The organism is Streptomyces sp. NPDC006516 (assembly GCF_040611875.1).
Taxonomy (GTDB): Bacteria; Actinomycetota; Actinomycetes; order Streptomycetales; family Streptomycetaceae; genus Streptomyces.
The window spans coordinates 128502-145459 of sequence record NZ_JBEXPD010000013.1 but is presented as its reverse complement, the minus strand read 5'-3'; the positions used below and the strand labels follow the sequence as shown (position 1 = coordinate 145459).

Below are 16958 nucleotides of genomic sequence, written 5' to 3'. Positions count from 1 at the left end.
GGTACGGAGGTGGAGCTGGCTCCACCCCCAGGACTCCTCCTCGCTGCGATGTGGGCGGCGAGCGCCGCCGGTTGAGTGGTGCACATGAATCAGTCACCAGCAGCCGTCCGGCTCGACACCGTCACCAGGTCCTTCGGGAAGGCCGCCGAAGGGGTCACGGCCCTGGACGGCGTCAGCCTCACCGTGCCCCGGGGCTCCTTCACCGCGATCATGGGGCCGTCCGGCTCGGGGAAGTCGACGCTCCTCCAGTGCACGGCCGGGCTCGACCGGCCCACCTCCGGCAGAGTGTTCCTCGGCGCCACGGACCTGACCGGGCTGAGCGAGCGGAAACTGACACTGCTGCGCCGTGAGCGGATCGGATTCGTCTTCCAGGCCTTCAATCTGCTGCCCGCGCTCACCGCCGAGCAGAACGTGGCGCTCCCCCTCCGGCTGGCGGGCCGCAGGCCCCGGCGGGCGGAGGTGCGTGCGGTACTGGAACAGGTCGGCCTCGCCTCCCGGGCCGGCCACCGGCCCGCCGAGCTCTCCGGCGGCCAGCAGCAACGCGTCGCCCTGGCACGTGCGCTGGTCACCCGCCCCGAGGTGCTCTTCGGTGACGAACCGACCGGAGCACTCGACTCCCGTACGGGACGGGAGGTCCTGGAACTGCTGCGGTCGATGGCCGACGACGGCCGGACGGTCATCATGGTCACCCACGATCCGGTGGCGGCCTCCTACGCCGACCGCGTCGTGTTCCTGGCCGACGGATCGATACGGGACGAGCTGCTCGATCCGGCGGCCGAGCAGATCGCCGCGCGCATGACCTCCCTGGCGGTGGTCCCGTGCTGAGCTCCGCCCTCCGCTCGATGCGGACCCGCTGGGTCACCTTCATCGGCTCGTTCGTCGCGCTCGCCCTGGGCGTCGGGCTGATCGCCATGACGGGCCTGGCTCTGGCGGCCACGTTCGACGCCCCGCAGCGCGGCCCGGAACGATTCGCCGCGGTCCCCGTGGTGGTGGCGCCGTCGGACACCCTCCGGGTCGCCACCCCCGCCGGGGAGCGCACGGCGAAGCTCGCCGGCCCGCGCCCGGTCCCCGCGAGCCTGGCCGCCGCGCTCGCCGGTCTGGGGCGTACGACGGAGGACCGCACGTTCCCCGTGGGCCTGGCGGGGCAGGCTGCCACCGGGCACCCCTGGTCGATCGCCGCCGCCACTCCGTACCGCCTCACCGCGGGCCGCGCTCCGGGCGCGGCCGGTGAGGTGGCCGTGACGGCCTCCGCCGGTGAGGGGCCGCGCCCCGGAGACCGGGTCCGGGTCACCACTCCCGGGGCCCCGGCGAAAACCGGGGTCCGCACGGTCGTGGGGATCGTGGCGGACGCCGGCTTCGAGAAGGCGGTGTTCTTCGCCGACGCGGAGGCCGCCCGCATCCGCCCGGCCGTCGACGCGGTGGCCGTGCACGCCGAAGCGGACGCCGTACGGGCGCTGACCTCGCCGGTCCCCGGCATGAGCGTCCTCACCGGCGACGACAGGCGACGGGCCGATCCCGATCCCGACCGGGACGCCGAGGCCCTGACCGCCGTCAACGCGATGCTGGGCACCGCGGCCGGCATCACCGGTTTCGTGTCGGTCTTCGTCGTCGCCTCGACGTTCTCCTTCGCGGTGGCCCAGCGCAGAAGGGAGTTCGGGCTGCTCCGCACGGCGGGCGCGACCCCGGGACAGGTGCGGCGCGCGGTCGTCGCGGAGGCGCTAGTGATCGGCGTACTGGCCTCGGCCGCCGGCTGTCTGCTGGGCGAGGCCGCCGCACCCCTGCTGGCCGGCCGGCTGGTCGACGAGGGCCTGGCCCCGGCGTGGTTCGCCGTCGGCGACGCGACATGGCCCCTGCACACCGCTTTCTGGACCGGACTGTGCGTAGCCCTCGCCGGGGTGGTCGTGGCCGCGCACCGGGCAGGACGGGTCCGGCCCGTGGAGGCGCTCCGCGACGCGGCAGTGGACGAGGGCCGGATGCCGCCGAGCCGCATCCTGCTGGGGGCGGCCGTCCTGCTGACCGGCCTCGCGCTGCTGGGCTGGTCCCTGCTGACCGACCCCGGGGACGTGCTCAAGCGAAAGACGTACATCCTGCAGCCGATGTGGATCACCGTCGGCTTCGCGCTGCTGGCGCCCCTGCTCGTGCGCCCGCTGACACGCCTGCTCACCTGGCTGCCCGCCCGCCTTCCGGGTGCCACCGGGCTGCTGGCCCGGCAGAACGCGTCCGCCGCCGTCCGGCGCACCGCGGCGGTCGCGGCACCGGTCCTGATCACCGTGGCGCTGGCGGGCTCCCTGCCCGGCACGGTGGCCACTCTCGACGAGGCCAAGGCGACCGAAGCGGTGGCCTCCTCGGGCGCGGACTACGTGGCGGGCGGGGACGGGCCACTCGACCCGCGCTTCGTCCAGCGCGTACGGAGCATCCCCGGCGCCGTCACCAGTGCTTCCCGCTCCACCGGCGTCGTCGTCCTGGAGGAGGGCACCGCGCTCATCTCGTCGGAGGCGAGAGCGGCCGACCCCGCGGCGCTCGCCGCGACGGCCCGGCTGCCCCTCGTCGCCGGACAACTCTCCGATCTGGACGACAACTCCATCGTGGTCAACGAGGAGTGGGCCACCCGGACGGTGGGACGGAGCGCCGACGTGTGGCTCGGCGACGGCCGCAGGACCTCGCTCCGGATCGCGGCCGTGATGCGGACGGGCACCGGGAGCAACGGGGTGTACGTCACGCCGGCCAACGCGGCCGGTGCCGCCGTGGACCGTATCGACGTCAAGCTCCGTGACGACGCGGACGCCACGGCGGTACGCGCCCTCCTGGAAGAGGCCGGGCGGGACACGGGTACCCGGGTCCTGACCCGGGACGCGTGGGTGACGGCGCACTACACGCCCACCGGTGGCAACACCCGGACCGGCATGCTGCTCATCCTGGGCATCGCCCTGCTCTACACCGGCATCGCGCTGGCGAACACCCTGGTCATGGCCACATCGGACCGGGTCCGCGATCTGGCGGTGCTCCGCCTCACCGGCGCCACGCACGCGCAGGTGCTGCGCCTGCTGGGGGTCGAGTCCCTGGTCGTGGTGGCGGTGGGAGCGGTCCTGGGAGCGGCGGTGGCAGGGCTGAACCTGCTGGGAGTGAAGGCGGCTCTGGAACTGCTCTCGGTGAACTCCCCGGTGGTCGTGCCCTGGACAGCCCTCGGCGTGGTCCTGACCGCGTGCGCCGTACTGGCCACGCTCTCCGCCGTACTGCCCGCGCTGGCGGCGCTGCGGACGAGGCCGGTCGAGACGGCGGGCGCCCGCGAGTGACGGGAGCGGCGGAGCCGGCGAGCGGGCCGGGCCGGCTCCGGGGCCGCACGTCTCACCGGAGCCGGGCCCGAGGGGATCAGGCCTCAGCCGTGGGGCCGCAGGCCAGGGGCCTCAGCGGGCCGGACCGGTCACGACAGGCAGCTCCGAGGGCCGGCCCCATTCGCTCCACGACCCGTCGTACACGGACACTTCCCGATATCCCGCGCACTCGGCCGCGAGCGCCAGGACGCATGCCGTGACCCCGGATCCGCAGCTGACGACCAGTCGCTCACGGCTTCCGGCCGACGCACGCAGGAGTGAGCGGAGTTCACCCCGGGAAAGCATCCGGCCGTCCCGCTGGACCGCGTCGAACGGCAGGTTCAGCGCCCCCGGCATATGACCGCCCCGGAGCCCGGGACGCGGCTCGGCGACCGTGCCTGCGAACCGCTGGCGGGACCGCGCGTCGAGGACGGCTGAGTAAGGGTCGGCCAGAGCCTCCACGACAGCGCCGCTGCCGACCAGCATCCCTGGACGGGGACGCGCGGTGAAGTCGCCCGCCGGACAGGCAGCCCCGGCGACTCCGGCTCCACGCCCCTCCACCGGATGCCCGGCGGCCTCCCAGGCGGGCAGTCCTCCGTCGAGCACGGAGACCCGGTCGAAGCCCATCGCGCGCAGCATCCACCAGGCGCGGGCACTGGAGTAGATTCCGGCGGCGTCGTACACGACCACGGTGTCCGTGCCGTTCACGCCCAGCGCACGCATCTCCGCCGCGAAGCAGGCCGCCTGAGGCATCGTGTGCGGCAGCGGTGAGGCCGGGTCGGACATGGCCCCGTCGATGTCGAAGCGGCGGGCCCCCGGAATACACCGCCCCGCTGAGCGGTGTGCGCCGACGGACGCGTCGAGGACCACGACACCCGGCACCCCGAGCACCGCCGCGAGCCGGTCCACATCGACGAGTGGGCGAGGCAGCTCACCCACCCCGTCGCAGGCGATCGGTCCCTCGTGTTCGGTGCTCATGGGGACATCCTCACGCCGCCCGCGCAGCGAGACCAGGGGCCCGGCGCCCGGGACGTCGTCGCCTTCTCCGGAAAAAGCAAAAGCCCCAGGTCACGGCGAGTGAGTCCTGAGGCTTCCACAGAGCCGCCTTCGGGATTCGAACCCGAGACCTACGCATTACGAGTGCGTTGCTCTGGCCAACTGAGCTAAGGCGGCACGCCCTGGCGCACCATGGTGCGGCAGCAGCGACGCCAAGTCTACACAGTTTCCGGGGGTGCTCCGCACCGCCCGCCCTCGTCGGCGTATCCGCAGGTCAGCTGCACTTCTTGCCGTTCTTGGGCGGGGTGCCCTCCAGCAGGTAGGTGTTGATCGCGGTGTCGACGCAGTCGCTTCCCCGGCCGTACGCGGTGTGCCCGTCCCCCTCATAGGTGAGAAGGGTGCCGGAGGAGAGCTGGTCGGCGAGGGCCTCGGCCCACTTGTAGGGAGTGGCCGGATCGCGGGTGGTTCCGACCACGACGATCGGCGCGGCGCCCGCCGCTTCCGTGCGGCGCGGGGTACCGGTGGCCTCGACGGGCCAGGAGCCGCAGTTGAGGGCGGCCCAGGCGAAACCCCTGCCGAAGACCGGGGAAGCCTTCTCAAAGTCGGGGAGCGCCTTCTCCGCCGCCGAGGGGTCCGCGAAGGCGGGGGCGAGGTCGAGGCAGTTCACGGCGGCATTGGCGAACATCAGATTGGAGTACTTGCCGCTCGGCTCGCGCTCGTAGTAGCTGTCGGCCATCGCGAGCAGACCGGACCCGTCGCCACGCTGCGCACCGGCGATGGCCTCTCGGAGCTGCGGCCACGCGGCCTCGTCGTACATGGCGGCGATCACGCCTGTGGTCGCCAGGGACTCGGTCAGCTGCCGGGTCTCACCGGTCTTCACCGGCGCGGAGTCCAGATCGGTGAACAGCTTCTTCAGCTCCGTCGCCGCGTCGGAGGTGTTCGTGGTGCCGAGCGGGCAGTCGGCCTGCTTCACGCAGTCGGCGGCGAAGGACTGGAACGCCGCCTCGAAGCCGGCGGTCTGGTCACGGTTGATGTCGATCGCGGGGAGCGAGGGGTCCATCGCTCCGTCCAGGACCAGACGGCCCACCCGCGCGGGGAAGAGGTCGGCGTACGTCGCGCCGAGGAAGGTGCCGTACGAAGCACCCACGTAGTGCAGCTTCTCGTCACCGAGGAGAGCCCGCAGGATGTCCATGTCACGCGCTGTCTCGACCGTGGAGACGTGCGGGAGGACCTTGCCGGAACGCTTCTCGCAGCCGTTCGCGAACGTGTCGAAAGCCTTGCTCAGCGCGTCGATCTCGCCCTTGTCGTCGGGGGTCTGGTCCACCTGTGTGTAGGCGTCCATCTCCTTGCCGGTCAGGCACGTGACCGGTTCGCTGCGGGCCACCCCGCGCGGATCGACGGCCACGATGTCGTACCGGGCGCGGACAGGGGCGGGGTAGCCGATGGCCGCGTACCCCTGGAGATAACCGACGGCCGAGCCGCCGGGTCCGCCGGGGTTCACCAGGAGCGAGCCGATCCGCTTCCCGGGGCCCGTGGCCTTCTTGCGGGAGACGGCCAGCTTCACGTCACCGCCGTCGGGTTTCGCGTAGTCCAGCGGGGCCTTCATCGTGGCGCACTGGAAGCCCTCCACACCGCAGTCCCGCCAGCGCAGCTTCTGGCCGTAATACGGTTCCAGCTCCTCGGCGACGGCCGAACCCGTCGCCGACGCGCTGGGCGCCGAACTGCCGCTGCAGCCCGAGACGAGAAGGCCGGCAGTGCCGAGCGCGGTGGCGAACGTACGGAGCAGGCGCCTGGAGTCCATCCCCGGAGCGTAGCCCCCGGGTGACGAGTCGACCGATTCCATCCCCGTACGGGTGAATTCACTCCTCCTGGCGGCCCACGACCCCTCCGTGCTGCGGCCGCCCCTCACAAGCCGGCCCCTCACAGGCTGAGGAGGACCGTCACGATCCGTCCCGGCTGGGCTGCGCCGCCCGGCGTGCGTCAGCCGGCCCGCAGCGACATCGTCATGGCCTCCACGGCGAGCAGAGGCGCGACATTGCGGTCGAGGGCGCGCCGGCAGGCGATCACGGCCTCGATCCGGCGCAGGGTGCGCTCGGGGGTGGACGACTCGGCGACCCGGTCGAGTGCGTCCCGTACATCGGTGTTGGAGAGCGCGATCCGGGAGCCCAGCTGCAGGGCCAGCACATCTCGATAGAAACCGGTGAGCTCACTGAGCGCCAGATCGAGGCTGTCGCGCTGTGTACGCGTCCGCCGGCGCTTCTGCCGGTCCTCCAAATCCTTCATCGCACCGGCCGTACCGCGCGGCATCCGGCCCCCGGCCACGCCCCCGAGCGCCGCCTTCAGGTCCTCCGTCTCCTTGACGTCGACCTCCTCGGCGACCTGCTTGGCGTCGTCCGTGGCCGTGTCGATGAGCTCCTGGGCCGCCTTGAGGCAGCCACCGACGTCATGGACACGCAACGGGAGCTTGAGCACGGCGGCACGGCGCGCCCGCGCCCGCTCGTCCGTGGCGAGACGGCGCGCACGGCCGATGTGCCCCTGGGTCGCGCGGGCTGCGGAGGCGGCCCGCTCGGGGTCGATGCCGTCGCGTCTGATCAACACGTCCGCCACGGCGTCCACCGGTGGTGTGCGCAGCGTGAGATGGCGGCAGCGGGAGCGGATCGTCGGCAGCACGTCCTCGAGGGAGGGAGCGCAGAGCAGCCACACCGTGCGGGGCGCGGGCTCCTCCACCGCCTTCAGAAGGACGTTGCCCGCGCCCTCCGTGAGGCGGTCGGCGTCCTCCATGACGATGACCTGCCAGCGGCCCACCGCGGGTGAGAGCTGAGCGCGGCGGACCAGCTCACGGGTCTCCTTCACGCCGATCGAGAGCAGATCCGTGCGGATCACCTCGACGTCGGCGTGCGTTCCGATCAACGCCGTGTGGCAGCCGTCGCAGAAGCCGCAGCCGGGCGCGCCGCCCAAGGCCCGGTCCGGGCTGGTGCACTGGAGCGCGGCGGCGAAGGCACGAGCGGCGGTGGACCGGCCGGAGCCGGGCGGTCCCGTGAACAGCCAGGCGTGGGTCATCTTCGAGCCGGGGGGCATCGTCTCGCCCGCGGAAACGGCGGTGATCAGCGCATCGGCGTCCCGGGCGGCGGCACCGAGCTGCTCCTGCACCCGGTCCTGTCCGACCAGGTCGTCCCATACGGTCATGGTCACCGCCCTTCCGGAGGCGTCGTGCGGGAAAACCGGAATCCCGGCGCTTCCCTATTGTGCGGGAAGGGTCTGACAGTCCCGGCGTCCCGTCCTCGCTCCCACCGTCCGCCCGTCCGCAGGGCGCCCGGCACAGGTGGCCCGGCGCGGGGCGCCCCTCAGCGACCCGCCGCACGCAACCCGCGCACGGGCGGCGCGGCCGTCAGCGGCGCGGCCGGCGACCACCCCGGCCGGAGCCGCCCTGGTCGTCGTCCTGCCCGCCGAGCAGCTCGTCGGCCAGCGACGGCAGATCGTCGAGCGGCGTCTCCTCCGCCCAGTCGGATCGCTGCCGCTTCTGGCGTCCGGAACCGCCCTGGGAGTCCCGTCCGGCCCGCGGGTCGTCGCTGACCTGCGGCAACTCGCGCGTGCGCTCGTTCTCGCCCTCGGAGCGGGAAGCGCCGCGCTCGTCACGGAAGACGCCAGGCGGCACCCGGTCCGTCGGGCCCTCCCCCCGGACGGGCGGCAGCACGGCCGTCTCGTCCGCGTCGCGCACGGCCGGCATCACCGTCGTCTCTTCCGCGTCGTGTGCCGGCTGGTCCGGCCGGGCGATCGGAACCGGCTGGGTGATCTCGTTCGGATTCACGACAGGGGTCGGGACGGTGAGCTCGTTGTCCGGTACGGCCGGCCCCGGTCGGCCGGAGTACCCCACCGGCCCGGACGGCCCCGACTCCGGGTGCCCGGTCTCGCGGGAACGCCTCGCCGCCTCGGCGGCCTCGGCCTCCTCCGCCCGGGCAGCGGCCTCGGCCTCGGCGCGGCGGCGAGCCTCCTCGGCCCGGACCAGCGCCTCCTCGGCCTTGCGCTGCTTCTCCAGGCGCAGTTCCTCCGCCTCCTTGCGCAGCCGTGCCTCTTCCTGTGCCTGGAGCCTCAGCCGCTCCTGCTCGGCCTCGCGCACACGCTCCTCGGCCTCGATGCGCGCCCGCTCCTCCTCGGCACGTCGGCGCGCCTCCTCGGCACGCCGACGGGCCTCCTCCGCCTGACGCTCGGCCTCACGCTGACGCGCTTCTTCCTCCTCGCGACGCCTGCGCTCCTCCTCCTCGGCACGGAGCTTGGCGAGCTGAGCCTGCCGTTCACGCTCCAGCCGCTCCTCCTCGGCCTTGCGGGCGGCCTCTTCCTCGGCCTTGCGCCTGGCCTCCTCCTCCGCTGCCCTGCGCGCCTCCTCCTGGGCCCGGATCTCGGCCTCGGAGAGCGGCAGGAGCTGGTCGAGCCGGTGGCGTACGACCGTGGTGATCGCCTCGGGCTCCTGTCCGGCGTCCACGACCAGGTAACGCGCCGGGTCGGCCGCGGCCAGGGTCAGGAAGCCGGAACGCACCCGGGTGTGGAATTCGGCCGGCTCGGACTCCAGCCGGTCGGGCGCCTCGGTGAAGCGTTCCCGCGCCGTCTTCGGGTCGACGTCCAGGAGAACCGTCAGGTGCGGCACGAGTCCGCTCGTCGCCCAGCGCGAGATCCTGGCGATCTCGGTCGGGGCGAGGTCGCGGCCGGCGCCCTGGTAGGCGACGGACGAGTCGATGTAGCGGTCCGAGATGACGATCGCGCCGCGCTCCAGCGCCGGACGGACGACCGAGTCGACATGCTCGGCGCGGTCCGCGGCGTACAGCAGCGCCTCGGCGCGGTTGGACAGGCCTGCGGAGGACACGTCGAGCAGGATCGAGCGCAGTCGCTTGCCGACCGGGGTGGCGCCCGGTTCGCGGGTGACGACGACCTCGTGGCCCTTGGCCCGGATCCAGTCGGCGAGGGCCTCGACCTGGGTGGACTTGCCGGCACCGTCGCCGCCCTCGAGGACGAGGAAGAAACCGTTCGCCGTGTGCGCCTCGGCGGGGTCACCGCCGCGCAGCGCCTCACGCAGGTCGCGCCGGAGCGGCACTCCGGCGCGGTCGTCGGTCTTGGCGAGGACGATCACCGCGACGGGCAGCAGCAGGGCACCGACGAGCATCAGGGTGAACGCCGCACCGCCGTGCGCGAAGACGAAGTCACCGGACCCCAGACGGTGCCGGCCGATGGCGGCCGCGACCAGCGGACCACCCACCGCGCCGAGTGCGACCAGCACCCGGACGACGGCCTGGAGGTGCTCGGTGGCCCTGGCCTGTCGGGTCACCTCCGTCTCCTGGTCGATGACCGCGTGGCCGATGTGTGCGGCGACGCCCGCCGCGTAACCGGCCACCAGCGCGATCAGCAGGCCGGTGGCCGTGTCCGGCACCAGGCCGAGCGCGAGGAGCGCCACTCCCGTGACCGCGATGGCCAGCGCGAGCAGCCGCCGCCGTGACAGCGCGGGAAGCACGCCGCTCGCCGTACGGATACCGAGTGCGGTGCCCCCGGTCAGGACCAGGATCAGCAGGGCGAAGGTGGCGGGTCCGCCACCGAGGTCGGCGGCGTGCAGCACGGAGACGCCGGCAGCTGCCGCGATGGCCCCGGCGACCACGGAGCAGGCGGCGACGACCAGCGGGAGGCTGCCGGTGCGGCCCTTGTCGGGCCCCGTACCGGTGGACGGCCGGCGCAGCCCCTCCAGGGGCGAGCGCGGGCGGGGCGTCCGGGTGTCCGGCAGCTGGAGGAAGTACAGGGTCGAGATCGAGGCGGAGAAGAACCCCGCCGCGACGTAGGAACCGAGGGCGGCCTGGTGGGCGGAGAACCAGTCGAAGCCCGTGCCGAGCAGTTCACCGATCAGTGCGGCGACCACCAGCACGGCCGCGGCGGCGGGCACCGCCAGGAAGTTCGTCCGCAGGGAGAGCCTGCGCAGGGAGTCGAGGTGGTCGGGCAGCGGGCGCACGGCAGCGCCCTCGGGGGGCGGTGCGGGCAGCAGGGCGGGGGCGGCGCTCTCCTTGGCCACCGTCCACACCCGCTCGCCGGCTCCGGCCACGAAGACGGTGATCAGGATCATCATGAGTGCCTTGTCCGGCATCCAGTCGATCCACAGGGGCGCGACGACCAGCAGGGCGAGCCGCAGCCCGTCCGCCCCGATCATCAGCCAGCGCCGGTCCAGCGGACCGGCGGGCGCCGTGAGTGCCGTCAACGGCCCCAGGAGTACGGCTCCGAAGAGCACGGTGGAAAGAATCCGGGCACCGAACACGGCGGCGACGGCAAAGGCCGCCCCGCGGTATCCGGCCCCGAATGAGCCCTCGAGGACCGCCGCTTGCAGCGACAACAACACCAGCACGAGAAGGGCGAGTGAATCGCCGATACTTCCGACGAGCTGTGCGCTCCACAACCGCCGGAGCGGGGGAACACGCAACAGGGCTCGTACGGCGCGCTCGCGTGAGTCTGCGGCAAGTGTGTCGGAGGTGGGGCTCACGACCGGTGGCTGCTCGGCTCGCGTCATCCGCCCAGCCTATCGGGACCGGTGCGGTACCCGGGGGCCGCGTCCGAACATGTGCCCACGGAAACCCGCGTCACCCGTGCGAGAACACCGGAGGAGCCGGGTCGTCCCAGCTCCTCCGGTGTTCCGGTGGACGGCGTACGAGTACGGCGCCTTCCGCGGTCAGCTCTCGTCGGCCGAAGCCGAAGCCGTCTTCGCGGTGGCCGCCTTCTTGGCCGTCGCCTTCTTCGCGGTGGCCGTCTTCTTGGCCGCCGTCTTGGTGGCGGTCGCCTTCTTGGCGGTCGTCGTCTTCTTCGCGGCGGTCGCCTTCTTCGCGGTCGCCTTCTTGGCCGGCGCCTTCTTCGCCGTCTTCTTCTTCGCCGGCCCCTTGGCCCGCTTCTCGGCGAGCAGCTCGTAGCCGCGTTCCGGCGTGATGTCCTCGACGCTGTCGTCGGTCCGCAGCGTCGCGTTCGTCTCGCCGTCCGTGACGTACGGCCCGAAGCGGCCGTCCTTCACGACCACCGGCGCACCGCTCACCGGGTCCGTGCCCAGCTCCTTCAGAGGCGGCTTGGCGGCGGCCCGGCCGCGCTGCTTCGGCTGCGCGTAGATCGCGAGGGCCTCTTCGAGGGTGATGTCGAAGAGCTGGTCCTCGGAGGTCAGCGAGCGGGAGTCGGTGCCTTTCTTCAGGTACGGGCCGTAGCGGCCGTTCTGCGCGGTGATCTCGACACCTTCGGCGTCCTCACCGACCACACGCGGCAGCGACATCAGCTTGAGCGCGTCGGCCAGCGTCACCGTGTCGAGCGACATCGTCTTGAAGAGCGAGGCGGTCCGCGGCTTCACCGCGTTCTTGCCGGTCTTCGGCGTGCCCTCGGGCAGCACCTCGGTGACGTACGGGCCGTAGCGGCCCTTCTTGGCGACGATCTGGTTGCCGGAGACGGGATCGGCACCCAGCTCGAAGTCGCCGCTGGGACTGGCGAGCAGCTCCTCGGCGTACTCGACGGAGAGCTCGTCCGGTGCCAGGTCGTCGGGGATGTCGGCCCGCTGGTGGCCCTCGCTGTCCTTCTCGCCGCGCTCGATGTACGGGCCGTAGCGGCCGACCCGGAGCTTGATGCCGTTGCCGACGGGGAAGGACGAGATCTCCCGGGCGTCGATGGCACCCAGGTCGGTGACGAGCTCCTTCAGGCCACCGAGGTGGTCACCGTCGCCATTGCCCGCGTCGGAGGCGGTACCGGCGCCCGACGTGTCGTCGCCCGCGCCGAAGTAGAAGCGCTTCAGCCACGGCACCGACTGGGCCTCGCCCCGGGCGATGCGGTCGAGGTCGTCCTCCATGCGCGCGGTGAAGTCGTAGTCGACCAGACGGCCGAAGTGCTTCTCCAGCAGGTTGACCACGGCGAACGAGAGGAACGACGGCACCAGGGCCGTGCCCTTCTTGAACACGTAGCCGCGGTCCAGGATGGTCCCGATGATCGAGGCGTACGTCGACGGGCGGCCGATCTCGCGCTCTTCGAGCTCCTTGACCAGCGAGGCCTCGGTGTAACGGGCCGGCGGCTTGGTGGAGTGGCCGTCCGCGGTGATCTCCTCGGCGGAGAGCGCGTCGCCCTCGGCGACCTGCGGCAGCCTGCGCTCACGGTCGTCCAGCTCGGCGTTCGGATCGTCCGCGCCCTCGACGTACGCCTTCATGAAGCCGTGGAAGGTGATCGTCTTGCCGGACGCGGAGAACTCGGCGTCACGGCCGTCGCTCGCCCGGCCGCCGATCTTCACGGTGACGGAGTTACCCGTGGCGTCCTTCATCTGGGAGGCGACGGTCCGCTTCCAGATCAGCTCGTACAGCCGGAACTGGTCGCCGGTGAGCCCGGTCTCCGCCGGGGTGCGGAAGCGGTCGCCCGAGGGGCGGATCGCCTCGTGCGCCTCCTGCGCGTTCTTGACCTTGCCCGCGTAGGTGCGGGGCTTCTCGGGCAGGTAGTTCGCCCCGTACAGCTGCGTGACCTGTGCCCGGGCCGCGGAGACCGCGGTGTCCGAGAGGGTCGTGGAGTCCGTACGCATGTAGGTGATGAAGCCGTTCTCGTACAGCTTCTGCGCCACCTGCATCGTGGCCTTGGCCCCGAAGCCCAGCTTGCGGCTCGCCTCCTGCTGGAGGGTCGTCGTGCGGAAGGGCGCGTACGGCGAGCGGCGGTACGGCTTCGACTCGACCGAGCGGACCGCGAACGCGGAGTCGGCGAGCGCGGCGGCCAGGGCCCGGGCGTTCGTCTCGTCCAGGTGCAGCGTCTGGGCGGAGCCGGCCTTCAGCTGTCCGTCAGGACCGAAGTCGCGGCCCTGGGCGATACGGCGCCCGTCGACCGCGCTGAGGCGGGCTGTGAGCGTGGAGGGGTCGGAGGCGTCACCGGTGCGGCCGGTGCCGAAGGTCCCGGTCAGGTCCCAGTACTCGGCGGAGCGGAAGGCGATGCGTTCGCGCTCCCGCTCGACGACGAGGCGGGTGGCGACGGACTGGACGCGGCCGGCGGACAGCCGCGGCATGACCTTCTTCCACAGGACCGGCGAGACCTCGTAGCCGTAGAGGCGGTCGAGGATACGGCGGGTCTCCTGGGCGTCGACCATGCGCTGGTTCAGCTCGCGCGGGTTGGCGACGGCGGCCCTGATCGCGTCCTTGGTGATCTCGTGGAAGACCATCCGGTGGACGGGGACCTTGGGCTTGAGGACTTCCTGCAGGTGCCACGCGATGGCTTCGCCCTCGCGGTCCTCATCGGTGGCGAGGAAGAGTTCGTCGGATTCGGCAAGGAGCTGCTTGAGCTTCCTGACCTGGGCTTTCTTGTCTGCGTTGACGACATAGATCGGCTGGAAGTCGTTTTCGACGTCCACGCCGAGGCGGCGTACCTCACCGGTGTACTCGTCCGGCACCTCGGCGGCGCCGTTCGGCAGGTCGCGGATGTGCCCGACGCTCGCCTCGACGACGTATCCGGGGCCGAGGTAGCCCTTGATCGTCTTCGCCTTGGCAGGCGACTCGACAATGACGAGTCGGCGGCCTGCGGTCTCGCTGGTCGGGGACAACTTCGCTCTTCTCTCCGGTCGGCACTCGTGGGCATCCGGGCAGCGGTAGGCGCTGCTCGCGGTGCTGTCGCTGCGGAGTGTGACGGTACAACCCGCCCCCGTGTCAAACGGCAAAAGCCCGCAACGGCCACTCGAACGGTAACCCGACTTCCGCCATTCCTGCCGCCCGGACTGCCCGGTCCACTCCTCACGGGGCCGTCGCCTGCGGGTTTCGCGGTGCTCTCAGGGAACCCGGCGGCCGGAGGCCCGGCGGCCTTCCGGCCGCTCCGGAGAAGTGGATCAGATGCGGGTGAAGCACCACACGCCGAGGACGAGGAAGAGTACGCCGAAGAGCGTGGCGAGAGCGGTGGAAGCGACGGGGCTCACGCCGAGGGCGACCGGCGCACGCTGAATGGTGCGCGCCCCCGTCCAGACGAGGAGGGCGGCGCCGAACAGGCTGAATGCCGTACCGGCGAAGACCGCGGTGACGCTCTCCATGTCCGTACCCCTCGTGTTCTGGCCATCGGCTGCTGCCCATGGCATACGTGCCCGGGCAGCTGTCGCCGCTCGGACGCGCGAGGCGCCGGCCGCTCGGCACAGGGGAGGCTGCCACGCCGGGGCGTCCTCGACACGAACCTCGGGTGAACACCGCACACCCGCTCGGGGAACGGCCCTGAGCGGAACCCGTGAACCGCGCCGGAGCATGACCCGACCTGACGTGAAGGCGCTGGTCACAAGGGGGACGGGATCCGGAACCCATGGCTCCGGCATACCGGAACGGAGTCCGGGGCGCGCGCACGGGACGTGGGCACCGGGTCAGCGCACGGGATCCAGGAAGCCCTCCTCCACCAGGAGCCGGATGGCCTGCGGGGTGCGATCACGCAGCAGCACCGGATCCTCAGCCATCAACTGGGCGATGGCGTCCAGAATCCGGCCCGCGGGCAGTGAACCGTCGCACACTCCCGCGAATCCGGCGCCGACCGCGTCCACCTTGGTCGCCCGCCGCATCCCACGGTGCTGACGCAGCACCACATGCTCGGGATCCTCGGCGCCCGGCAGTCCGACCTGCTCCTGCACGACCTCTTCGGCGAGAGTGAAGTGTGCTGCGAGCAACGCCGCGTCGTCGTGCTCCCGCAGATAGTCCTGCCGCGCGAAGTGGGCCTCGACGGCGGGCCCGAGGGGTTGCTCCACCGCGTGCGGCCACTCCTCCACGACGACCGAGGCGTTCCCGGCGACGGCTGCGGCGGACCTGCGGAGTGTGATCCAGCCGAAGCCGACCGCCTTCGTGCGGCGGGCCTCGAACTCGTCCAGCCAGGCCTCGTACCGCTCGGCGTACAGCTCGGGATCGGTGCGGTGGTCGCCGCTGTCGCGCAGCCACAGCTCGGCGTACTGCGTGATGTCCTGCACCTCGCGCTGCACGATCCAGGCGTCGCAGCCCGCGGGGACCCAGGAGCGGACGCGGTCCTGCCACTCCTCGCCCTCGACGTGCTGCCAGTTGGCCAGGAACTGTGCGTATCCCCCCTGGTTGAGCCGCTCCCCCGCCTGCTGCACGAGAGTCCGGCACAGGTCGTCGCCGCCCATTCCGCCGTCGCGGTACGTCAGTCGCGCACCGGGTGAGATGACGAAGGGCGGATTGGACACGATCAGGTCGTACGTCTCCGTACCGGCCGGCTCGAAGAGAGAGCCTTCCCTCAGGTCGGCCGGGGACGCGCCGGACAGGGCGAGCGTGAGACGGGTGAATTCCAGCGCTCGCGGGTTGACGTCCGTGGCCACGACCCTGGTGGCGTGCTGGGCGGCGTGCAACGCCTGGATGCCGGACCCCGTACCGAGGTCGAGGGCGGAGGTGACGGGCTCGCGCACCGTGATCCCGGCGAGCGTGGTGGAGGCCCCGCCGACTCCCAGGACGACCCCTTCCTCGTGTGAGCCGATGCCACCGGCCCCGCCGACCGCGCACCCCAGGTCGGAGACGATGAACCAGTCCTGGCCCTCCGGTCCGCCGTAGGGCCGGACGTCGACGGCGGCACGGACCAGGCCGCCTTCGGAGGTCACCCAGCCGTCCTCGACACACTCCTCCAGCGGGATCGCGGCGGCAGCCGCCTCCGCCGGCACAGGGCGCTGCAGGAGGAACAGCCGCACCAGCGTGTCGAGTGGCGTGTCCCCCCGGGTGGCGCGGAGCGCGGGGACGGTCTCGCTGCGGGCGAGAGCGGCGTACGCGGGCGCGCCGAGCCGTTCGAGGAGGCCGTCGGCGGTGAAGGCGGCGGCGATCAGGGCTTCGCGGAGCCGGAGGGCGTGCTCGGATGCGGGGAGGCTGGTCGTACTCACCCGACCATTGTGTCCGCTCCCACCGACAACGGCAGCGGCCCGGCCCCCACACGGGGTGACCGGGCTGCCCTGAGCGGTCTTCACCACTGCTGCCGGCCGGAGCCGGAGCCGTCGGCGGACCCCCGTTACGCCTTCGTGGCGCTCGCCGAGGGCGAAGCGGACTTCGCGGCCGAACCGGACGGTGCGGGGGCGGGCGACGCAGAGGCGGTGGGCTTCTGGCAGCCCTTCTGCTTGGCCATCGCGGAACCGACCTCGCCGGACTGGAGCTTCTTCAGCGCTTGGTCACCGTTGGTGCTGATCTTGTTCAGCTCGTCGGCGATGCCCTTGAGGCCGTCGGCGAACTTCGCCTGGTCCTCCGTGTCGAGCGCGTCGACCTTCGTCTTCAGCTCGGCGTAGGCGGCGGAGGAGGCGTTCAGCTCCTTCACCGCCTCCTTCTGCGTGGTCTCACCGCCGTCCACGGGCGGCGCGCCGGCCGAATTCACGGCCGTACCCAGCGCCTTGTAGGCCTGCGAGATCTGCTGGAAGGCAGCCGAGTCGGTCGCCTGGACGTCGGCGGGCTTGCTGTTGTCGGCCGTCTGCTGCTGGATCGAGGCATTGGCGTTCGCGATCTTCTGCAGCTGCGGCTGAACCTGGTCGCAGACCTTCTTCGCCCAGTCGTTCACCTTGTTGTCGCTGTCGTCGCTGCAACCCGACAGCGTCAGTACGAGTACCGCACCGCCGGACAGTGCGGCTGCAAGCTTCTTGTTCACCGGATGGGGTCCCTTCCAACGCTCTCGGCCCCGGAACTTACACGC

At 72.1% G+C, this 16958-nt stretch carries 10 protein-coding genes and 1 tRNA gene; 2 read left to right on the top strand and 9 right to left on the bottom strand.

Annotation, left to right across the window (positions count from 1 at the left end):
- The first annotated feature begins 84 nt into the window (after positions 1-84).
- Positions 85-825 carry an ABC transporter ATP-binding protein gene (locus tag ABZY45_RS28545; RefSeq protein ID WP_356744396.1) on the top strand — a complete coding sequence of 247 codons (741 nt, stop codon included), beginning with the start codon at positions 85-87 and terminating at the stop codon, positions 823-825.
- Entirely contained in the window at positions 819-3293 is a 2475-nt protein-coding gene (locus ABZY45_RS28540; RefSeq protein WP_356744394.1) for an FtsX-like permease family protein, read from the top strand. The genes ABZY45_RS28545 and ABZY45_RS28540 overlap by 7 nt, the downstream gene beginning before the upstream one ends.
- Positions 3294-3404: 111 nt before the next feature.
- Here the strand turns inward: ABZY45_RS28540 and ABZY45_RS28535 are convergent, their stop codons facing one another.
- From ABZY45_RS28535 to ABZY45_RS28495, 9 genes are all read right to left on the bottom strand, one after another.
- The gene (locus tag ABZY45_RS28535; protein ID WP_356744392.1) at positions 3405-4289 is read right to left on the bottom strand and encodes a sulfurtransferase; all 885 of its coding nucleotides are present in this window, start codon (positions 4287-4289) and stop codon (positions 3405-3407) included.
- Positions 4290-4410: 121 nt separating this feature from the next.
- Positions 4411-4484: transfer RNA gene (locus ABZY45_RS28530), tRNA-Thr, on the bottom strand.
- 97 nt (positions 4485-4581) lie between these two features.
- Positions 4582-6108, bottom strand: a complete 1527-nt coding sequence (locus ABZY45_RS28525; protein WP_356744390.1) for an alpha/beta hydrolase — start codon at positions 6106-6108, stop codon at positions 4582-4584.
- A gap of 179 nt (positions 6109-6287) precedes the next feature.
- On the bottom strand, positions 6288-7493 hold the full coding sequence (locus tag ABZY45_RS28520; RefSeq protein WP_356744388.1) for a DNA polymerase III subunit delta': 1206 nt from the start codon (positions 7491-7493) through the stop codon (positions 6288-6290).
- A gap of 202 nt (positions 7494-7695) precedes the next feature.
- Positions 7696-10842, bottom strand: coding sequence for a dTMP kinase (gene tmk, locus ABZY45_RS28515; RefSeq protein ID WP_356744386.1), 3147 nt, complete (start codon positions 10840-10842; stop codon positions 7696-7698).
- 159 nt (positions 10843-11001) lie between these two features.
- Positions 11002-13863, bottom strand: a complete 2862-nt coding sequence (topA, locus tag ABZY45_RS28510) for a type I DNA topoisomerase (protein ID WP_356744384.1) — start codon at positions 13861-13863, stop codon at positions 11002-11004.
- 279 nt (positions 13864-14142) lie between these two features.
- Entirely contained in the window at positions 14143-14340 is a 198-nt protein-coding gene (locus ABZY45_RS28505; protein ID WP_356744382.1) for a hypothetical protein, read from the bottom strand.
- Between the two features lie 318 nt (positions 14341-14658).
- Complete coding sequence (locus tag ABZY45_RS28500) at positions 14659-16164, bottom strand: methyltransferase (protein WP_356744380.1); 1506 nt, start codon at positions 16162-16164, stop codon at positions 14659-14661.
- Positions 16165-16289: 125 nt separating this feature from the next.
- Positions 16290-16913 carry a small secreted protein gene (locus tag ABZY45_RS28495; RefSeq protein ID WP_356744378.1) on the bottom strand — a complete coding sequence of 208 codons (624 nt, stop codon included), beginning with the start codon at positions 16911-16913 and terminating at the stop codon, positions 16290-16292.
- Positions 16914-16958 lie beyond the last annotated feature (45 nt).